The organism is Parabacteroides caeci (genome assembly GCF_023656795.1).
Lineage (GTDB): Bacteria > Bacteroidota > Bacteroidia > Bacteroidales > Tannerellaceae > Parabacteroides > Parabacteroides segnis.
Genome location: NZ_JAMOKT010000020.1, coordinates 1 through 22,922 on the forward strand (window position 1 = coordinate 1; position 22,922 = coordinate 22,922).

Sequence of the window (22,922 nt, forward strand, 5' to 3'; positions counted from 1 at the left end):
AGCAGATACCCAATATCGAATCTGCAAATCACTGATAATCAATTATGACTCTCAGTACAAAAATGCCTGTTTCGACTCAGATTTAAGACCTTCATACTGTCCCAGTATACTCCGGTCTCTCCAACTTGCCAAGCTGAATGACAACGTGTTCAAGTTGAGAACAGAAGTTGAAAATCTGTCCGGCTCTATACGTGAGTGCAAACCTATTATTTCTGAAGAAATGCAGAAGATGGCAGTTGAATTTGGAGCAAGGCTTCTATGTGATTTTCTCAGTCAGATTGAGAGCAAATGCAAGGAAGCCGAGCGAAGAATGAAGAAAGCCGACAATGCCATCCCCATCCCAGATACGGCATTCTACATTTTGATTATCATTGTAGTCGCTCTATCTTCCTTTTTCGTGTGCATGATAGTGGCTAATTCAGAGATTTTGCATTCCGGATTGATTTGGAAGGCTGCTATTGGTTGTATTCTTATGGTTGTTTTGGAGATTAGTATAGCGTTAATAGTACAGAAGTTTTTGGATAGAGGTAAATAAACGAAAAGTCTCAACTGGATAGAAGTGCTATCGGTTGAGACTTTATTTTATTCGTTATCAAACAATCCCTTTTCTTTCCATAACTTAATTTCCTTATCGAAATCTGAAAGATATTCTTTATCTTGAATCAAGCGAAATTTGTCATATTCAGCATACGCTTTTTCCTTTGCTTGTTCAGCAGAAATGATACGAGAATCATGAAATTTGTCATAGCCATATACAGTCAGGAAATCATCCAATTGTTTTTTCCAGTCTTCCATAGTAGAAATTATCTGACGTTCCGCACGCGCTTCTGCCAAATCAAGAAACGAGGTTGTCAGACGGTTTAAAGAGGTTACTTCTTTATCCGATAAATAATTCTTTGCAATAATCGTATCTGACTTTTGAACTCTTCCTTCCGGTGCATTTTTCCATGTAGTAAGTCCCATATGAGGCATTTCTGCATCTGCTCTTGTATATACGATTTCAGCAGCAGTTTGATGAGTAACCGCCCAATGCATCATATTTTGCACCATTTTAAAGAATAGCTGAGTCGTCTCGGCCTTAGGATCATAATCGGAACTACATTCTGCATATACATCAGTGATTTTTTGATAATATCGACGTTCAGAAGCCCGTATTTCCCGGATACGCTCCAATAAGTCATCAAAATAATCTTTACCAAAATATTTTCCTTGTTTCAAACGTTCATCATCCAAAACAAAGCCTTTAACTATCATTTCTTTAAGAACAGATGTTGCCCATATTCTAAACTGAGTAGCTTGGTAGCTATTTACACGATAGCCCACAGCTATGATAACGTCCAAATTATAAAACAGTGGTGTGCGTTCCACTTCTCGTTCTCCCTCTGACTGAACTATCCCAATTTTTCGGATAGTTGCCTCTTTAGTGAGTTCGCCTGTTTCGTAAATCTGACCAAGATGATAATTGATGGTTCGTACATCTACCCCAAACAAATCAGCCATGCGCTTCTGCGACATCCAGAATGTTTCACTATTGAAGACTACCTCTATACGCACTTCCCCTTGTCCTGTTTTATATAATAAAATATTAGCAGATAGACTATTATTAATTGATTCAGGAGTAGATATCTCTTGCTTGAAATATTCTCTTGCCATTTGTACTTGTGGCTTCTTTCCATCTGCATTTTCCGCAATAATCAAGCAAGCGATACGAGATAAATGGATATTTTCCACCTTGCGAAAAGAGCCAGAACCAACCTTAACCATTTCAACCGTTTGGTTAAAATGCTCCGATACATTAAATCCTTTATTATTGGCTATCGCAATGGCTTTGTTTATAATACGAGTGAATTTTTGATATGTACTATATCCTAATACAGCACATAAATCCCTTGACGACCAATATTCTTTTCCGCCATCCTTCCGTTTCTTAATCTGTTCGAAATCAGAACTCAAGAATTCAACATTATCTTCTATCATACCAAAATCTTATTCTTTTAAAGTTGCTTTAAATCCTGACACAAAATCTTTATTAATGGAAACTTTCATCGATTACTATTAATCACTAGCAAACATCACTGATAGTTATAAATTACTCTATTCTTTTGCATTTGATTTAATAATTACGTTTATGGCTTACACGAAGTTTATCATCATCTTCTCTATATGATGAGATATATCCAATAGTTTTTAGCTTCCCTAAAAACATTTCATTCATGTGATTATTTTCTATAGTAGCCTTTTTTGATTTATCTGTAATACTTCGATAAGAATCGCCTAAAGACTCTATTAATTCTGTCACAATATCAAAATCATCTCTATACTTTTCAATCAAGTCTATCAAAAAAGACAAGCGCTCTGGCAAATTAGTAGAATCGACCAAAATGTTCTTCTCTGTATCATAATCAAATTTTTCAATATTGTTTTTCACCACAGGAAGAGTGATATTTGCCAATTCGTTATCCCACACAATATGAGGAAGAAAGTGTTGAACTACACTTAGAGCTTTTTCACCGATTACTCTTGGATTTCTCATAAGATACTTGTATAACCTCATATCTGTAGGTAACTCCTCTATTTCTATAATGCACTCATCCAAATACTTATCTACATAATAAGTAAGTACATCACTATGATTGTCTCTAATTGTAGTCGTATAATATGTGCTATATGGAAGCATATCGGCACAAAGTAACGATTTAAAATGAGCGTTATCTACACTGTTAATATTCGCATCCTTAAATGTAACTCCATCAAAGATTTTGATAAGTTTATCGTATACCGACATTTCAAAATCTGATGTCAACAAAGCACTGTTTGCCAGTAGTTCTTTCTGAGTATCATCCAATTCAGATATATCTGTTAATTCATCAATATGCTTCGTAATGAATATTCGCAAACTAGCAATCATTACATTATTCTGACTCTCATAGAATGCATATATCTCAGGCCATGCTGGTGTAACTATATCAACTTCAATAGCGGACTCCCACTGTGTATTGTTAACATAGGAAAGAGAAACTCTATTATGTTGCCCCGAAAGGTATTTGCGTTTTGTCTCCTCTGTTATATCTTCAGAATTAATAATTTCAAGAATAATTTCCACACTCTCTTGTTTCGCTGCATCTGTGATAAATACATTATTTAGTGCATCATCAAAACGTTCATCTATATAATCTGACACTGGTTTAGCAGATTCACAACTCCTCAGTATTGTAACATTTAAAGGATAATTATTCAATGCTTCCATCCTTTCATTTCGATAATAAACAAATGCGCATACAACATTTTCAGGTGTCAGCATATATGCTTCGTTTTCTACAACATATTCCAGCAAACACCCTGATTCTGCATCTATATCTGTAAAAATCAGTTTTCCATTCGACACTGTTTGTTTGACTATATCAAAACCTATAAGATCTACTCTATGAGATATAAATGCGAAGTGTTTATTCAACCAGTTACGACTTTCTTTTGTGGAATAGTTTAATTCTAGGAATCGCAACCAAGCCTCGAATAATTCATCGGAATTCTGTTTCACGAAGATCTTCCATAATCCATCAACGATACTACCCAAATGGTTGAAAAGCGGGCTCGAATCTTCAACTGACTTATAGAAATCAATCAAAAAGTCCCACTTTTTATTATTCTTAACAACTTGTGCTATCGAATGAAGTTTTGAGTTATTAGTTTCTTCTTCAAGATGCTGACAAATACAATCCACCACCTGAATATTCAATATACTTACATCATTGTAACATTTGTCAGGAATGTTTTTCACGCACAGTTCTATTTTATCTATATGATAATCATATGGTAAGCTATGCCGAAGTTTTAATTCCAGAATAAAATCATGGTCATGCTTATTAATTGACTTACCAAAAAAGAAAGAGATATAATCAAAGTAATCTTCATTTATAAGTCCTTCTTTCAAGAAAGCTTCAAGCATTTTAGAGACTTTGAGTTCACTAAAAATCTTATGCGTCTGCATATCAATATCCAGCAACAATTCATGTATTGGAGTAGCATAATGATTGTTCCGAGACAACTCTAGTATCTTGATTTGTTCACGATATTTTTTTTCGCCCTCTCGCAAGGCTTCTAATCGCTCATGGTAAGTAAAGTCCGAATTAACTATTTCCTCTATCTGACTGAATTGAACATTGCAACTATCTTCAGATGTATCATAACAAGATCTAACATGACCATAATATGTGTTAATTTGACATCCCTTAAAATATTGGTATCGAATTGAAGGTTGCGATATCAATGAATTAAATAAAGTTTCATTTTCAGCGATATCTTCAAGAGGTATAAAATTGTTCTCAACAAAAAACGAAAAGACATTACTTTTATATTGTTTTGATAATTTTTTACGATACCCTTCAATATAAATCAGCCTTAATTCTTTTTCTTGCATGGCATGCGTCGCTTCTAAAGATTGAAGTTTTTTAGTGATTACGCCAATACGTTCATCAATTTGCCTATTACGTTCAATTAACAACTCGCTTTTCTTATGCAAACAATCATATAAAACACCCTTTCCTTTATGTAGATCAGCAAAATCCTTTGGGTAGTAGTTTTTATATACAATCATGGCAAGAAGCTTGTTTTGATCAAGTTTCTCATCAAGTTTTTCTCTATATTGGGCATATTCATTGACAATGTTCTTAAGTAATCTCATATCGTCAATAAAAAAAGCTAAACTTTCTATTACCTCAACATTAAGATCTGAAAAACCTTTTATCTCTAGTTCCTCTTTCAGTTTGTCTGCCGAGTTTGAGGAGTTGATTATTGGAATTACAGTTGTGATATAATCAAAGAATTTAGTACGTTCTTCATCAAAGAACATATCATCCTTAACCGCATAAATGAACGTAACTTTACGTCCCACGGAGTTTGACTGATTTAAGAGTTGATTGACTTCTCGTAACTTAAGAAAAATATCAGTATTATTAAATCTATCTAAATCCTCTATAATCACGACATTATAATTAGTGACCTCAAAGAAATAGACAATTTCATCCATGTGCTTATTGAAAACAGATGTATCTTCTTTATTTTCTTTTAATTCAATCTCCCCATTCTTTAGATTTAACTTATTAAGTTTACTATTACTCAATGACTTGATAGTCTTTTGAGCGAATATTATTGTTGCAATAAATATATATGATAGAGCAAAAATATCAGACCATTTATTTAATACCGGATTGCTTAAGCGGTTGCAAATCCATTCCACTTTCAAAAACGATGGTTCAAATACAATAATTAAAGCAACAGCATAAAATATTATTACAAATGATAAAGCATATTGAGCCCAAGTTGATTTATGATAAATCCTTTTTAATCTAGAATTATAAAGCGTCTCTTGTTTTTCTTTATAAATAAGTTGTTGAAGAATGCTGTATTCAATACGATTATTCATCGTATCAATATCTATTTCATTCTTTTTATCATCTAATGGAGACTTTAATGTAGCAAGAGATATTGAAAGATATTTGTATTTAGGATAGTCTTTCTTCAAAGAGCGAAGAATGGAACTCTTACCGGCTCCATAAGGACCTGTAAGAGCAATGTTCAATATGTCTTTCTCTTCTAGTTTTCGTGCAAGATTCAAAACACTCCTATACTGCTTCTTATCACTTTCACTATCACGATTAAGCAGAGCAGGAGTTAATGATACTTGTTTATCATCCTCCATCGAATTATTTGCACATATTTTCTTCCAAAATCTCCAGTTCATTTATTTTCAGCTATTTATTAATCACATTTTTCTAGTTTGTTACAGATTGCTATCTATATTAAAGCAACACCAAATTCACGGATTGTTTCTTCGCTATCTCTTCCTGAGACAGATTTGCCTGTCGCTTGCTCTATTCTGTCAAGCAATTGTTTTGCTCGATCTATGAAATAAGCATTGAAATCATCTAATACAAGATGAGCATAACTTACCTTATGTGACTCTATGGCTTCCTGTATCTCAACTTGTTTTAATCCCTTATTTGCCATAGTTCCAATATAGGTACTTGGTGCATGTCCTCCTATTGAACGATTGGAAGATGCATAAATTGGAGTCTTATTAATGACAGAATTCCATTTTATACGTGGAAGGTTATTTTTCTCGCAATAAGTTTGAGGGAATATATGATGAATATCAGCATCTTCATCAATGTAAGATGCTATATCCATACGATGACCTGTCATAAAATCAAGTGGTGAGTCTTGTAAGATAAGTGCCATAACACCTTTGTACGCTGCACTATTCCTAGTCTGCATGGTCAATAAACGAGTTGGTTGTATATTAGAACGATATACAGTCTCTGGCATTTCACCACCTTCCATCCAACGGAATACGCCCATTATATCAGTTGCAAATCTGGCTTCATTGGCACCCCCATATAGTTCACCCATTACGCCACACCAATACCAACGAGACAATAATTCCTGTTTGCTTCCAAGATGCAACATTTTTTTATTTTCGTTGTCGTATGCAAAGATTGCAGCAAGTGGAATAAGTTGTGACGAATATGGAAGATCTCTGGAACGGAAAATCCCCTGATGTACTAAGAAATCAGCTGCATCACAGAAACCTTTAATCAAAGCGTCATGATACTTCAAATAATCTTTCAATTCAAGCCTAAGAATGTCTTTTTTCTTACATGTTACAGCCACACGCTCATCATCACCTGAAACCACTCTTTTATAATATGATACCAACAGAGTCATTGCCGCCAAAAAATTAGCACCAGTGATTTCTTTCAATAGCTCGCCATTTACTTTTTGAGCAAAAATATGACGAATGGTCTCCCAATCTTTTCTCAATTCATGTCCTTCAGCAGCAAATGTAGCTGTGACGAGTTCGAAAACCGTAAGAGGTACACCACCAGTGTTTACATTCTCAAAAATCTGACAAACAGCCTCTTTCGGGGTTTCTTTATCAAGCTGAATTATAGGTATGTTATACTCTAAAATTGGGCGAAGAATCTGCTGGGAGAAATCACGAAATAAATTTCTATACTCTCTATCACCTTTGTAATAGTCTTCCATATCATAATGCCAATCTTCCGTATCATTATGAGAAAACGTAATATTTAGGGGAAACATCAGGTTCTCAAATTCTTTCTCTCTTGTGGATAAGTCCAGCGTTACATCACGACCAATATTTGTTGTAAGCTGTTTCTTCTCTGATACAGATATGATAGCTTCCAATCTGTCCGCAGTAGAGTCTAGACATTTACGAATATCTAGATAATAATAGCGTTTGATAATTGTATCTCGATTGGTCTCTAATCGAGTATTAGTTGCTTTCTTACTCTTCAAGACCTGATATAAGGTTGTGAGTCGCTGTTGTCCATCGAGCACAAGCCACTCAGGTGTAACTTCTGATATAGAATTCACTCCCTCAAATGTGCGATACTTAAAACGGATATGCTCACCACCATTAGCCAAAAACATCGCTGCACCCATTGGGAAACCAGATGTGATACTTTCTATTAGTTTACATATCTTCGTGTCATCCCAAACCCAACTACGTTGAAAGTCGGGTAATTGAGCCTTACCTTCTTCAACCATTTTTAGGAGGTCATCAAGTTTCTTATCGTGTGATTCAACAGCCATAACAAATTCATTTTATCAACCGATTAGTAATACATCTCAATATACTGATAAGCCTTATCAAAAACTTCTTGATCTTTAATCTGGTAGTTAACCCACAGAATAGAACGTAGTTTCTTTTTTATCTCTCGCTGAGCTGTAATGCTTTTAAAAGCATCTTTAAACTTACGTACAATAGCTACTACATTTTCATCAATATCAGCAACTACACGTTCTACAATGATAGGTGTATCCTCAGTTTTAATTGATTCAAACAACTCCGTAAGAGCAGCTTTAGCTTGTTCCCTCTTGTCAAGAGGTTGATTTGAGTTTTTTTCTTCTTCAAGCACTTCTTTGGCAAGGGTGAGCAATCCTTGGAGGAAATCAATACTAGTTATAAGATTCTCCTCCATATGACGGCGCAGTTCATCCAACTTCTCAGCAAATACCTTGTAATTAGGGTCTCCATGATGCTCTCCTAACCTCAAACGAAGCATTTTTTCCACTTCCAATATCTTTTTAGGATTGTCTTTGGCTTGCTCCAACACCATATCAATTACATCTCCATCTACCACAAGATCCTCAAGTGGAGTCCCAATATCAATTGTATCAATGTTACGATGAATGATTTCAATGGTTTTAGCACCCAATAAAGTCCATATGAGTGATCCTCCGGTACTAACAGGACGTACACTTTGATATACCTGAGCCAGCCAAGTATAATCCGCCTGATAAGCAGCCAGCATTGCATCCGGGCTTACAGTTTCCCAAGCTTTAGCCAATCGTGAAAAATGTTTTGCAAAATTCGTTTTTGTAGACTCATCAAGTAAACATTGCTGGGCAGCTTGCAAACCTTCCCAACCACCGATTGTCCGGTCTACACCAGGGAAAAAGTCAATACACTCTTGCAAAAATTGAGGTATCAACACTTTTATCTCATCAATATTCTTTACAACCGTTTTTACCGTCTCCTCATCAAAAGCAAGGCTTTTGGCTACATTATCAAATACACCGACGAAATCTACAATCAGACCACATTTCTTATCAACATTGTACTTTCTATTCGTACGGCAAATAGCTTGTAACAACGTATGATCCTTCATTGGTTTATCAAGATACATACATTGCAAAATTGGAGCATCAAAACCTGTCAACAGCTTTGAAGTGACAATCACCATTTTAATCGGTGACAATGGATCACGGAATTGGTCAAGAAGTTTTCTTTCTTGTTCTCTATCACGACGGTATGCCTTATACTCATCAGCTTTATCGCCAGCCGTATGCATAACGATAGTGGTTGCATCTTCCGAACCCAAAAGAGCATCAATCGCTTTCTTATATTTCACACAGCAGTCTCGGTTATATACCACGACTTGAGCTTTCATTCCAGTGGGCTCTACATACTCTTTGAAGTGATTTACAATATAACGTGCGACATCGTTAATTCGCTTCTCCGCTGTAAAAAATGCTTCAACAGAAGTTCGTTTTACTAATTCGTTCTTTTCTTCCTCTGATATTTGATCGGTCAGTTCATCAAACTCTTCTTGTAATTGAGCTTCGTTAAGATGCATCTCTACCGGCACTGTTTGGAAATTCAATTCAAGCGTAGCTCCATCTTCAACAGAATTTTGGAAAGTATACTTTGAAATATATCCACCTTTCTCTAAATCCTCATCAGCTCCAAAAGATTGAAAAGTATTCTTATCTCGTTTATTGATAGGCGTTCCGGTAAGACCAAAGAAAAATGCATTAGGTAGTGCACTGCGCATTTTTTGTCCTAAATCCTTTTCCTGAGTTCGGTGTGCTTCATCTACCAATAAAATGATATTATCTCTTTCATTCAGTACACTATCAACATCTCCGAACTTGAAAATTGTCGTTATCAAAATCTTGCGCTGATCCTGCTTGAAAAATGCAACTAACTCTTCTTTTGTCTTTGCAGGTTCTATATTGGGAATATCAGCACGAGTAAAATCACCCGTTATCTGATCTTCCAAATCAATACGGTCATCAACGATAACAACAGTGGGAGCATGTAATTCGTTCTGCAAACGTAATTTTTGGGCAGCGAATACCATCAACCATGATTTTCCCGAACCCTGGAAATGCCAAATAAGACCTTTCTTCGGACCTTGTTTCTCACGATATGTGTTTAAGACACGCTGAACAATAGCTTCACCACCTAGATATTGTTGATAACGGCAAACTATTTTTATTTTTTTGCCTGATGATGTTCCTGTAAAAACACTATAGTAACGATATATGTCAAGCAGTCGGTTTGGTTGAACCAACCCCATTACGTTACTTTTAACCGACTCTATTGTGCCATGCTGACGACTTTCATCTTTAAACCAAGGTCCCCATTTATCAACAGGGGCACAGATGCCGGCATATTGAAGTTCTTTGCCTTCTGTAGCAAAGGTTAATATATTCGGAACAAACATTTCTGGAATGCTCTTTTCGTAATGCAGCATATCAATGGCTCCGTCAGCCCATGTTATCTGAGGGCGAACAGGAGATTTTACTTCACCAACACAAACCGGAATTCCATTTATCAGATAAACCAAATCCAAACGTTTACCTCCTTCAACAGAACTACGTGGAAACTCCCATTGATTGGTCACTACACAATAATCTTCGACCGCATCTTCGCTAAAGAATCTGATAGGTATATATTCACCATCCTTTCCAAAAGGCTCTGTGTTTTCATTAAATAACAATGTACGAAAACGGTCATTGGCAGTCACCAATTCATCATAATTACCTCCACAAGTAATAGCAGCACGGAGTTTATAAATAACTTGCTCCGCTTGTTGACGTGTTATTGGATTTAACCTGACAAGAGCTTCCAATAGCCATGATTCAACAAGGACAGAATCAGAACTACGAGGTATATCCTGTGACTTTACATACTGCCAACTACTTTGGGTTGCAGCTTCTATGAGCATTTGCTCCACTGTATTGTCTTCGTTAAACATATCTATGATTTTTATTGTTATCAATTTAATAATTAAGCGATTTTCCTTAATTCGTCACTCTGTATGTCATTCAAATATACTAAAGCTTTTTGAATGACAGATTTTGATTTGTCGGCTTGCTTTGCAATGGAAACAAACTGCATTTGTTTGGCCATTGGAGGAATTGGCAATTCCATTGAACGAATTATACCTTGCGATATATTCGGCTGAGCAGCACCTCTACATTGAGAAATCATCCAAGGCGTTTTTTGACATACTGCATAGTACAAAAATATCGGGTTAAAAGAGCTGCAAGGTAACAACGCACATACTGCTTGATTTGTGGTTAATGGAATTGTAGAGAGTCCAACCCTACCAGCTGTAGCTCCGTACATTGCAATAAGTACCGAATCTTTAGGAATCCACCTTGCAGATGAGTTGTCTAAACCTTCTTGAGTGATAAACTTCTCTGTAGAAAAAATATATCCTTGATTAACTTCGCTACTTGAAAGCCAAGGTATATTACCCCCTTCGTAATACTTAAGTTTTTTAGTATTCGGAGTACCACCAGACTGAGTTGCTATTTTGTCTTCCAATCGGACGACCGAGCTATCTCCAAACATCTCGATAAATTGCGATTTGAAGTCGCCAAATTTTGATTTGTCGGCTTGTCTATATATTGCTTCAAAACGCCTTTGTTCCTCTATCGCAGGCAACCCAACCATAAAATGGTCCAGATATGAAGCACTAACTCTTTTCTGCCCGCCTGTTCCAGACATATTTTTTGCAGCACGCTCACGAAATATAGGCATTCGTGTTAATGCTAACAGCCAATAGGGACTAGATATTCCGTTAATTGGCCGCAATACATGAAATTCTGTAGATCCCATTCCTATACCATTTGTAAGTCCATGTACAATAGCTCCTTTGCCATTCTCCATACAAGGTGTAATCTTGGCAAACAAGACATCATTATTCTCAAAATATGTAAAGCCTTTTTTTACTTTTCCATATTCTTCGTCAGTCATATCTACCAAATATCCATCCTCACTTACCGCCGGCATAGGAATAAAAGAGACTTTATCGGTGTCGCAAAGAGCAATGTTAGGACGTCTTGGATTTAGAATACAACATTCTCCTAATCTTTTCAACTCATTCTTCTGATTTAAAGAAAGAGGATTCCCAAACATCTCGATAAATTGCGACATACTAACCAATAAATTTACGGTGAGACATTTTTACATTTGTCTGATTCACCATAGCATATTGTAATGTTGTATCAAGACTTTGATGCCCTAAGAGATGCTGGACCTGCTCTATGGGCATACCTTTATCTATCGCCATTGTTGCCAACGTGCGGCGAAACTTATGAGGATGCACCTTAGGAATATTCAATTCACGTCCCAATCGACGTAACCGAATTTCCACGCCACTTATCTGTAAGCGATCGTAAGGTGCTAATAACGAAACAAACAGCGCAGGATTGTCATCTATCCGTTCTGCCAAATAACGTTGTAAATGTATCTTTGTACGAGCATCGAAATAAACTCGGCGTTGTTTATCGCCTTTACCGGTAACGATGCATTCCCGGTTTTCAAAGTCTATATCGTTCCGATTAAGCTTGACCAACTCACCGACACGCATACCGGTAGAAGCTAACAAATCTATCAAAGCCAAATCGCGAATACCCTCGCAATGGTCACGCATTTGTTCCAACGCTTCATCGGAGTATGTTTCTTTGACTGTTTTTCCGACTTTTACTTTATGAATCCGACGTACCGGACTCTTCACAATATAATCCTCATCCTCAAGCCATGAGAAGAAGCTCGACAAGATGCGACGTATATTGTCTACCGTAACCTTTGTTGCCCCACTTGTTAGTTGGTAGTCATTTAGATAACTACGCAAATCATCCGTCGTAATATGACGAATATTTTTTCCTATTTTCCTGATTGCATTATTTAACGTACTTCGATAATAGTGCATCGACTTATCCGAACATCCTTCAACTCTTTTGGCCGATAAAAAGATATCTATCAACTCACTATTTCCACTACACTCTTCATTGTTCTTAGAAGATACGTTGATATCACGAAAAGTATAATCCAATACCTTTCGCAATTGACTCATTTGCTCGTTGTTTAAAACTCCCAGCATAGCCTGCTCTATGTCATTAATCAGATTCTCTATCATATTATTAATAAATTAGTTATCCAATTAAGCTGCAGTATCAACGTATCTATCTATTCTATCCGTTTATTAAGCTCTTTATTCTAAGGGAATAACTTAAATTCAATCAATCTTTGGCAAGTATCCCAATAATGCACTTATAATCTCATCTCGTTTTTCTCCTTTTATCAAATCAAGTACTACTTGCGGATATTTCTTTTTAAGACCGATTATACCAGTAACTCGTTGACACATTCCCTTATGGTTAAACACATTCAACATTTTTTTATAATCCCTTTCTGCAATAATATCTGAGATATTTGTTTCAGCCTGAACAAATATCGCATTTACATCAATTTCAGAAATATGATTATTTAAGTCGTTTTGTATATCTTCGCCTTTATTGCCTTTAGATGAAAAACAATTTAGTTTGTGTCTTATTTCTTTTATACAAATAGAGTTGACTATGTCATATTTACCTTGCTCCATTTGTTCAAAAAGAAAATCACTTACTTTTTGAAATGCTTCATTCTCATTATCACCTATTTGCTTGGCCGCAAGTTTAATCAAAGGTTCTATGAGAAATAAGTTCTCCACTTCTAACACATCCAATGTATATATATTCTGTTTTAGATAACTATCTTTCTCAATATCAGTTAAAAAGTCATGATCAATTAACCCCTTTACATCATATGTGTGCAAAGACTTTACTTTTTCATTATTAAATGCCTTTGTCAACTCTATAACTTTTCGACAATTATCACATGGGATGACCAAATAATTACCGAAAACTTCTTTATATAAAGGCAAATCATAACTAGTTTTTCCCCCTTCCACAAACAGAATGGGACTTCTAGTACCTAATACTTCCAAGAAAAGAGCTTCTGGAATGTCATCATTATCTTCTATCTGGTAAATTTCCCAACTATCATGTCCATCATATGACTGCACCCATATCTTGGTTGCTGTTTTCCTTGAGGTTGCAAAATTTAAGTCATGGGTTATATAAACAAAAGTCTTATTGGGACAATACCTTTCAATCTCACCCCAAAGCCTTTTCATTATAGATGTATGAAGGTGAATTTCCGGTTCATCAACAACAATAATATAATCATCAGGAGTTATTAAGCATTGCGCAATAAGATAGAGACAAACCCTTTCTCCATCAGACATAGAACCTGCCTTATATAACTCCTCTTTGTACTTTGCTTTTGCTTCAAATTTCTCTAGAACAAGCTCTCTTTGTGGTAATACTTGGTTCCAAATCATCTTGATTTTTTCAACTATTGTCTCATATCTATTGAGCTTATTCCCTTTATCGCACAAATCCTTAAATACTCGAAGTTCATCAGTCTCCCTAGAAAAGACACTTGATAAAACACTTTCATAATCATTTACTAGTGTAGATGTTTCTTTTCCCCACTGCCATTTATAACCTTTATCTGTTTGAGTGGGATTGCCATAGAATATATTTTTCCATGCAGCCTCTTCATTTATAATGTTAATAGTATCAGGAATAGATAATGCACGTTGAGCAGAGATACGTAAAACTTTATCATTATTTTTTTCAATCCATGCTCCCAAATGACTTTTTCCACTACCATTCGCCCCAACAAGCACATACGATTGTGTACTTGACACATCACCTATTTGGGGAAATTTTACTGTTCTGTCAATCATATGGCTATAATTTTAATTGTTAATTAAACTTTTAATTACTTTATCTATTGCATCTATTGATTTACGCAATTCAAATTTTGATTTATCAGCCTGAATTATTATTGCTGAAACCTTCCTTAGCAAGATATCATCAGCTACATGAATTTCATAAGATAGAACATCCCCATTACTCACAGCAGGATACAAACCTCCACTTGCCTTGTCACACATCTTCTCAGTATATGCATCAGATAAAACTACTGATAATATATATTCTCTACATCCTTCTTTAGGACGTAATACACAAAAGCCGGTAGATGCAACCAAGTTGGGCATATCTTTAGTTATCAATGCTATATTCCTATTAATTGGACGTACCATTGATACAAGAATATCACCTTTCTTGACACATTGTTGTGCTCTTGATGGAGCCTTTTTCACTATGTATTGTGTTGTTCCCAAAATAGTACGAGTTGTATTATCAATAGATGATATATCGATATACTCAATATAGTCATTCTTATCAAAGGTTCTTTTCACACTTGCTATATTCTGCTCTGTAAGGTCTCTTATAGTTCCATTAATGGGTTTGCCTCCGAACATCTCGATAAATTGCGATTTCAGCATTTCATCAGTGGCAACAAGTAGTTTTTTATAGGCTTCCTTCAATCGATAGGCAGCCCATAATTTATCCGCAAGAACTTTTTGTTCCTCTAATGGAGGTAATTCAAACTCAAAATCCGCCAAATCAGAAAATAACACATAAGGATTTGTAGAACCTTTTGATTTAGCTATCGACCAAGTCGTAAAATCCTTTGATAGCATAATGAATGGCAACAAACGCTGTTCAAGTACAAGAGGATCTTTTGTTTCAAGAACAAAAGTTGTATTAGCACATATTCCCTCAAAATCAGCAACAGCTATTTTCTTTAGATATGTTCTTCTTGAGCCATACAAAATCTGACCTGGTTTAAAAACACGAATAAAAGCAGGTCCAACATCATCTGTTGCAAAACGACCTTTCCTATGTGTGGTTAAATCCTCCGAATCCATATGATCACCTGCAACATAAAATTCATACGGATTATTTAGACGATCTATATTTATCTTGACATCTTTAACGACATCTCCAAACTTTATCCTACTCATGTTTTAGCATACTTAAAAGATTAGAAACTTCGATATGCATTGATTTTGAAATATTTATCCATTTTAGGAGAGATTTATCCAAATCGAATATTTCATTCGTTCCCTTTTGCTCTACATAACTTTGAATACTAAGCAAACTCTTATTGTTTAATATATTATCTTTATCAATAACTTTTGCGAAATATTCTATATCCTCAAAATTTTTATAGGCAGAAATAATTTTTTGGATGTGTACATTTTCTAAATAGCTTTCTGCATTCCTTCTTGTTACCTCACCTCTTGCATCAATAAAAAGAACTTTACCTTTATGACTATCTTCTTTTCTATTTTTGCAGATAATAATACAAGCTTCCATAGAAGCATTAAAAAATAGATTGGGACCAAGTCCAATTACGCAATCTACAATGTCTATTTCAACTAATTTTTTGCGCAGTTCATATTCTTCATCACGAAATAGTACACCATGGGGAAACAATATAGCACACCTACCTGTATTTTTATCCATCGAAGCAATAATATGTTGAAAAAAGGCATAATCAGCTCTCCCTTGCGGAGGTGTTCCTAAGAAATTACGTCCCCACTTATCATTCATGAATTTTTCACGATTCCATTCTTTGATTGAATAAGGAGGATTTGCCAGAACAATATCGAACTTTCGAAGATGGCTTCCATCTAAAAACGCTGGATTCTCCAACGTGTCAGCACAGGCAATCGAAAAATCTTCAACTCCATTCAAATAAAGATTCATTCGTGCAATAGAAGATGTCAAACCGTTTACCTCTTGTCCGAACACCTGCACACTCTGCCACTCTTCTCCTTTATTGCGAAGATAGTCTAAGCATTTGACCAACATTCCCCCAGAACCGCAAGTCGGGTCATAAATACTTTCATTCGGTTGGGGCTGCAGTATTTCAGCCATAAGTTGAACGACTGTTCTATTCGTATAGAACTCCTGAGCTGTATTCCCAGCATCATCGGCAAACTTTCCAACAAGGTATTCGTATGCCTGCCCCATTTCGTCGGCAGGACATGCCTTTAGGCTCAACGTATATTTAGAAAAATCCTCAATCAACGAAGTAATGATACTATCGGGCATCTTCGCCTTGTTGGTCCAACCATCCTTTGGACCAAAAATTCCCTCCAATCCTCCGATTTTTCTGCCATCCATTTCTTTGGCAGGATTGGCTTGTTCTATGGCAATAAACGCCTCGACTAATTTATTACCAACATTTTCCGTCACCTCACGAACATCTCTCCAGTGCGCACCATCAGGAATGCGGATGGGGATATCTTCTACTTGCATACCTGCATACTCAACTCCTCCTTCACACACGAATCCTTCAAACTGTTCATCATAAACATCGGAAATGCGTTTGAAAAAAAGCAAAGGGAAAATATACTCTTTATATCCTGCCGCATCAATCTGACCACGCAAATGAGTGGCAGCCGCCCAAAGGAAACCTTTAAGTTCATCGAGCGTAATAGGGTCGTCCGGATGACGATATTGTTTTACTTTTTCTGCCATATTGATTATGCGTTAATGAGTAATGAAAATTCTTTCTCCAATCGCTTCACATCTTCGTATGCTTGTTTGAACTCTGCCAACACTTCCGCATAAGGACGAATTTCCTCCTTGTGGTAAACCACATAGCGATTGGGCGAAAGATTATACTCTTTATCTCTTATCTCCTGCAACGTAACGATTCGAGAATAGTCCTCTTCATCGGAGTAATTTTGATAAAGTGAATATAACCTATCTATATCATTCTCTGCTAAAATATTCTGCGCTCTCTTTTGAGTTAGAATTTTGGAACCATCTATCATCAGAATCCGTCCGGAATGATGAGCCGGTTTCATTCTTCGTATTATCAAAAAGCACGGTGAAAGTCCAGTACCATAAAACAATTTATCTCCTAATGTAACAACGGCTTCTATCAAATCACTTTCGACTAATTGTTTCCTTATTTCTACTTCTTGATTTCCACGAAACAGAATACCTTGTGGCATTACAACAGCCATACGCCCCTTGCCAGAAGACATTGAACATATCATATGCTGAATCCACGCATAGTCTCCACAACTATCACTCGGTGTGCCATAAATGTTGCGCTTATATTTATCTGAACTCCATTCCGTTGCTCCCCAATTTTCAAGAGAAAATGGAGGGTTTGCTATAACACAATCGAATTTGGCGATATTACCACCTTGAAGAATTTTTGGGTCTCTCAATGTGTCGCCTTGCATTACATTAAAATCAGATGCACCATGCAGGAATAGATTCATTTTAGCAATGGCCGCATTCACGACATTCTTCTCTTGTCCGAATATACTTCCACAGCAAAGAGAATCATCGTGCATATATCGTATAGCTTCGATAAGCATTCCTCCACTACCACAAGCAGGATCATATACAGTTTCCCCAGGTTGCGGATCGAGAATATGCACTAATAATCTCACAACAGAACGAGGAGTATAAAACTCTCCGGCCTGGGCCTTACTGTCATCGGCAAACTTCTTTAATAGTATCTCGTAAGCATCACCCATTAAATCCGCAGGGTAATCCTTATTACCAAGTTTTCGTTTTGATAGATGTTCTATCAGGTCACGAATCTTACTGTCATTGAGAATTGCCTTATTAGTCCACTTCTGAGATGAAAACATAGATAGCACCCCATACAATGTATCAGGGTTTGCTATCTCTATCTGTCTCATAGCACCGACTATGGCTGCTCCAAGATTTTCTATGCGTTCTCTGACTTCTTGCCAATGACAACCATCAGGAATAACAAAACGATGTTGCTCTGGCAGAGATGCATACTCCTTATCACCACCACTTGATATTAAAGCTTCTTCTGTTTCTTCATCATAAACATCAGATATCCGCTTGTAATAAAGCAAAGGCGTGATATAATCTTTAAAATTATCTTGGCTTACAGGACCGCGTATTATATTACAAGCCTCAAACAAGAAATTGTATAAGTCCTGTGCACCTGTAAGTTCTTTATTTATTGTTTTTTTTGCCATCTAATAACTCTGTCAAATAGTGGATTTGAGATTCCTTTATTTCATTAACTCAACAACATCTTCCGGCAACATTGCATTCCCAGCATCATCTTTCGGAGCGTTCTTAAAGAACAGCACCGGAACAATAATATAATTCTTAGCAAACGGCAGCAGATTAGCTTTGCGGAGAAGTTCAGCAGTTAGCTGTTTACCATTCTCCCCTGTTGTCCATTTGCATTCTCCGACCAACAGAAACTTTTTATCAAGCGATTCAGCCATTACATCGAACTCGACCTGTTCCGGCTTCTTATCCTCATTGAGAACAGAGCCCCACCAACGTTTTGCTTTGCCATAAACTACTCCATTAACAAGATTTCCTGTGACAGCATCCCGACACAGTTTTTCCCACTGCATACTCACATACTCAGAGAAATGAGCAGTCAAAGCCTGTTCTATGGGTAAACGACGACCAAGTTCAATGAACGAACGATTAGGAACAACAAACTGATAGTAGAACGCCATAAACGGATCGGCTATCTTGTAAAGACTCTTTTTCGCATTCTTTTCATCAATCCCAAACGGAACATCTTTCTCCAAAAATCCGAGATCAATAAGTTTCTTCAATGGACGCGACAGGTTGGTTGCAGGCTCATTGCATCTTGCGGCAATCTCAGAAAGCCGATTTGCGCCAGTACCGATATAAGACATTATCGTCGAAGTCTTAACAATATCCTTTACATCGTCCTGAAACAATTTTATCGGTTCTTCGTAAAGAGTCCCATTTACAGAAAGGATATTGTGCCACAAAGCATCATTAAGTAAATTTTGGTTTTCCCTTAGTTCCCAATAACGCGGCACACCTCCCCAAACAGCATATTCTTCAATGGCATTCATCGCATCAAGGCTCAAAGCCTCTTGAATATATGGCAAACGTATCGGTGCAAGTTTCATGATCTCATCAGCACGACCATAGAGAGGTGCAGTAGAATCAAGAAACAATCCATACATCATATTTTGTGACGAACCGCAAAGCACAAGATTATACTTCAACTGCTTTTCATCAACCAGTTTTTGTAGCACAGACGGCAGTTCAGAAGATTGCTCTACAAGATACGGAAACTCATCCAAACATAAAGTAAAACGCTTGTCTGTTCGATAATTGACCGCGCGAAACATAGATTCCCAATCCGGATATGTCAGTTTGTCGAAATCTGGAAACACCTGTGCTATCACTTTTGCAAACAATATCCTTTGGTGTTGGCCTTCAGAACGATCGGCAAGGAAATAAACATCCGTATCCGACAGCACCCTTTTGATAAGCGTTGACTTACCCAACCGTCTGCGACCGTACATCACGACTAACGAGGACTTCTCTCTTGCAAGAGCATCCTTTAATCGTGCAGCTTCATCTATTCTATCAACGAATTTCATATATCTTATTTATTATGCAATGCGAACATAATGTTTTTATAACATAACACAAAATTTTGAGCCATATTTTTTTATTCCCAAAGAGCAAATTGCAACTTATGTATAGGAGAACATGTGCTCTATTCCTTTTTTGAAGCTCTTTTCCTTGTTTTCAAACTCAAATCTTGCAAAGCTTTTCCCAACTCGTCTTCTTTGGCCAGCCACAGAATATCATCGTCAAGCTGTAAAGCATACAACACACGCAAGTAGATTCCGATGGCTACGGTCGGCGCACCTTTCTCTATTCGGGACACGGTTAATGGAGAGCAAGTGGCACGTTCCGCCACTTGAGCCACACTCAGATTCTTTCGTAGGCGAGCCAATTTAATCTGTTCTCCTACAATCGACATCTTCTGCACCAATTTTCGAGGCAGTTTGGTTCCCATTGTATTCTTTGTCATAATCAACTCATCATATAATATACAAAGATATTAGATTTTATCTATTTAATGATATATTAAAAGGAAAACTCACAAAACTAGAAGAGATGGCTAAAACAAGTACAATATAATGGTTCTACACTTTTCCAAGCGAATCCAATGTCTTTGCAGCAGATTCCGACAAGCATTTTTGGAAAAGTGCGAAAGACAAGGTGATTTTACTTTGGAAAATGCAAATGCTATCATATTGTTTGTAAGCGCCAATACACCCATATAACAAACAATATATTATTCGTTACATAAACACAAATCTCAAGATTAGATTGGCTATTCCAAATGAAAAGCAACTTTACTTTATCTCCGTATTCATATATACGAGCATTAAAGTAAACCTAACAAAGGGAGGAAAAGAAATGGCTTCGCCAAAGCCGAACCGAACCATATCTGCCGACTTTCTCATTTGGCTGCAAAAGCATCCGAAATCCTAACCCAAAAGCAAAGCAAGATTTTCTCCTTATCAAGCCACCAAAAGCCCACCAGAAAATCCGTAAAATTACCCTCTATTTTACAGCCATAATCGGCGAAATAATCACCAATATGCCTTATCTTTGCGAACCGGAGGCTTCGGAACAAAAGAGAGCCATTTTTCTCTTTTTCCCTTCGTTTGAAGATAAACTAAGGTTAAAAACGTTAAATCTTCGATTTTCGGCGAAAAAACAAGTAAATTTTTGAGCCTTCTATCTTTTAAGCCATAAAATATTGATAGTCAATTAGCATAATATGCTGCATCGGGAAATAAGTAATGATTTGTTTCAGAGGGTCATTCAAAACATCTTCCCCTCTGCACGAAAGCGCAAAAAGGAAGATATTCAATTACTTTCTCATCAATTTCTCAACTCCTTGCCAATCATATCCCCAGTAAACTTTACCGTCACCGGCAAAGCTCCAAACATTCATCACTTCACGAAGCCTGTAAGGAAGTTCCTTACCCTCACGAATATACTGTTTGGATTTACTACGAAAAAGACGATTGCACATTTGCTTGTCCTTCTTTTGCGATTTACAACACGCAATAGTACTGGCAGGAGTTTTTTTTCTACTTCTACTCATTTGTTTGTAAGATCTTTAAGCCAATAATAATGCATGGCTCTATTAAACACTTACAAACCGTCAAGAATTGTTTTACCTTTCAACATCATATTTCTTTTCATTAAACATTAATCTTCTGATTCTTTGATGATACGCAAAGTTTCTTTCTTATATTCCTTGCGGTCGTACTCCGCTCCTCTACACATCCAACAACTACACGGAGTTCCCGTAGTTTTATAAACCTGCGCCCATTTATCCTTTGCCAATTCAAACCAATGAGGATGTTCATAACAGCTACCATCTTCACGGATAATGCAATGTCCATAAGCGGCATAAAGAATCATACGAGCCCTAAACACACGTGCCATTTGCCGGCATCTCCAAAATTTTGTTCTTTTGTCCATCGTCTCTTTGTATTAAAGTTAGGATGAACAATGATATTGCTTTTGTGAGACTTAATGTATCCATAATCAGTATTCAATTTTATCGTAAATGCAATATTACAGAAAATATCGGAAATCATATCAAAAGAGACGTAATAAAAATATTCTACCACATCTACCATTCCTCACCCAAACTCTCATCAACAAAGCATTTCCCCAATGGTGGCAGATAAAAAAATATCTACCACCATCAACTCATATCTACCACTATTTCCTACTTTTCAACCACCAAATACAACCGTCCCCTACTCGCCAGCTGCGTCATTAACCCCAGTTTCTTCAGGAAGCGGCCGAAGACGGAAACATTACTCATTGGAAGTTTTACTCCGCTCTTTTTCTGCAACGAGAGGTAAATTTCTCCGGCAGAAGCCTTTACACCTTCTTCCTTATGTAGGGCCGGACGATAATATTGAAAGAACAGATCCTCAAACAAAGGACGCTGTTGAAACTCTTCATTCGCCTGCATCTGCAACGCTTCTTCTTCGTGCGTCAGCCAGTAACGTTCGTTATTATTCAGAGCGGCCACAGCTTGCGCGTAGAGTTGGGTATACTCGACCGGCTGTGCATTGTCTATCATCCCCTTCACCTCAATGCAGATGAAACGACGGCTACCGGAAGGATCACCCAATAAATCCGTATGGTTGCTCGTGGCAATAAACGAAGCATAACGCTTCACCGACTCCACCTGTGTAGCATAAGGCTTGCGCAGATTGACTACCGGCTTCTGCAACAGATGCTTCAAGAAGCCTTGATGCTTGACGCTCACCTGGTCGAACTCATCCATATTTATTAAACTAAAAACATTATTGATTAAATAATTAGCTGTAAATCAGTATAATATGAAAGTAATTATGATTGTTAAATATGATTTACAGGGTTGGGAGCATTATAGACTACTTATATTGTTACTCAGTACTTCTCTTGATTGGGTAAGAACAAATAATGTGTCTCGGATGTGTACATTATGTAACTTGCGTTACTTTGATTTAGAGTTGCCTCTAAATTCCTCTAAC

15 protein-coding genes and 1 pseudogene are annotated in these 22,922 nt (G+C 36.8%); 1 reads left to right on the forward strand and 15 read right to left on the reverse strand.

The window, feature by feature from the left end; all coding sequences use genetic code 11:
* The first annotated feature begins 37 nt into the window (after positions 1–37).
* Positions 38–535, forward strand: a complete 498-nt coding sequence (locus NBH15_RS11720; protein WP_250822755.1) for a hypothetical protein — start codon at positions 38–40, stop codon at positions 533–535.
* A gap of 47 nt (positions 536–582) precedes the next feature.
* Here the strand turns inward: NBH15_RS11720 and NBH15_RS11725 are convergent, their stop codons facing one another.
* The 15 genes and pseudogenes from NBH15_RS11725 to NBH15_RS11795 all read right to left on the reverse strand — a co-directional run.
* Positions 583–1,977: a virulence RhuM family protein gene (locus tag NBH15_RS11725; RefSeq protein ID WP_120137106.1), complete on the reverse strand. Its 1,395-nt coding sequence runs from the start codon at positions 1,975–1,977 to the stop codon at positions 583–585.
* A gap of 136 nt (positions 1,978–2,113) precedes the next feature.
* Complete coding sequence (locus NBH15_RS11730; protein WP_250822722.1) at positions 2,114–5,740, reverse strand: YobI family P-loop NTPase; 3,627 nt, start codon at positions 5,738–5,740, stop codon at positions 2,114–2,116.
* A gap of 53 nt (positions 5,741–5,793) precedes the next feature.
* Positions 5,794–7,614 carry a GmrSD restriction endonuclease domain-containing protein gene (locus NBH15_RS11735; RefSeq protein WP_250822723.1) on the reverse strand — a complete coding sequence of 607 codons (1,821 nt, stop codon included), beginning with the start codon at positions 7,612–7,614 and terminating at the stop codon, positions 5,794–5,796.
* 23 nt (positions 7,615–7,637) lie between these two features.
* Positions 7,638–10,568, reverse strand: coding sequence for a type I restriction endonuclease subunit R (locus NBH15_RS11740; protein ID WP_250822724.1), 2,931 nt, complete (start codon positions 10,566–10,568; stop codon positions 7,638–7,640).
* A 32-nt stretch (positions 10,569–10,600) separates the two neighbouring features.
* Positions 10,601–11,755, reverse strand: a complete 1,155-nt coding sequence (locus NBH15_RS11745; RefSeq protein WP_250822725.1) for a restriction endonuclease subunit S — start codon at positions 11,753–11,755, stop codon at positions 10,601–10,603.
* Position 11,756: 1 nt separating this feature from the next.
* Entirely contained in the window at positions 11,757–12,740 is a 984-nt protein-coding gene (gene xerA, locus NBH15_RS11750) for a site-specific tyrosine recombinase/integron integrase (RefSeq protein ID WP_234146214.1), read from the reverse strand.
* Positions 12,741–12,839: 99 nt separating this feature from the next.
* Positions 12,840–14,396: a DUF4435 domain-containing protein gene (locus NBH15_RS11755; protein ID WP_250822726.1), complete on the reverse strand. Its 1,557-nt coding sequence runs from the start codon at positions 14,394–14,396 to the stop codon at positions 12,840–12,842.
* A 12-nt stretch (positions 14,397–14,408) separates the two neighbouring features.
* Positions 14,409–15,524 carry a restriction endonuclease subunit S gene (locus tag NBH15_RS11760; RefSeq protein WP_250822727.1) on the reverse strand — a complete coding sequence of 372 codons (1,116 nt, stop codon included), beginning with the start codon at positions 15,522–15,524 and terminating at the stop codon, positions 14,409–14,411.
* Positions 15,517–17,049: a type I restriction-modification system subunit M gene (locus tag NBH15_RS11765; RefSeq protein ID WP_250822728.1), complete on the reverse strand. Its 1,533-nt coding sequence runs from the start codon at positions 17,047–17,049 to the stop codon at positions 15,517–15,519. Before NBH15_RS11765 ends, NBH15_RS11760 begins: the two co-directional genes overlap by 8 nt.
* Before the next feature lie 5 nt (positions 17,050–17,054).
* Complete coding sequence (locus tag NBH15_RS11770) at positions 17,055–18,548, reverse strand: type I restriction-modification system subunit M (RefSeq protein ID WP_250822729.1); 1,494 nt, start codon at positions 18,546–18,548, stop codon at positions 17,055–17,057.
* Between the two features lie 36 nt (positions 18,549–18,584).
* A complete protein-coding gene (locus NBH15_RS11775) occupies positions 18,585–19,958 on the reverse strand; it encodes an ATP-binding protein (RefSeq protein WP_250822730.1) in 1,374 nt (457 codons plus the stop codon).
* A gap of 119 nt (positions 19,959–20,077) precedes the next feature.
* Positions 20,078–20,398, reverse strand: a complete 321-nt coding sequence (locus NBH15_RS11780; protein WP_250822731.1) for a helix-turn-helix domain-containing protein — start codon at positions 20,396–20,398, stop codon at positions 20,078–20,080.
* An 852-nt stretch (positions 20,399–21,250) separates the two neighbouring features.
* Positions 21,251–21,487: a hypothetical protein gene (locus NBH15_RS11785; RefSeq protein ID WP_233567603.1), complete on the reverse strand. Its 237-nt coding sequence runs from the start codon at positions 21,485–21,487 to the stop codon at positions 21,251–21,253.
* A 107-nt stretch (positions 21,488–21,594) separates the two neighbouring features.
* Complete coding sequence (locus tag NBH15_RS11790; protein ID WP_128135743.1) at positions 21,595–21,870, reverse strand: hypothetical protein; 276 nt, start codon at positions 21,868–21,870, stop codon at positions 21,595–21,597.
* 253 nt (positions 21,871–22,123) lie between these two features.
* A pseudogene (locus tag NBH15_RS11795) lies at positions 22,124–22,708 on the reverse strand (DUF3874 domain-containing protein); the annotation flags it as partial.
* Positions 22,709–22,922 lie beyond the last annotated feature (214 nt).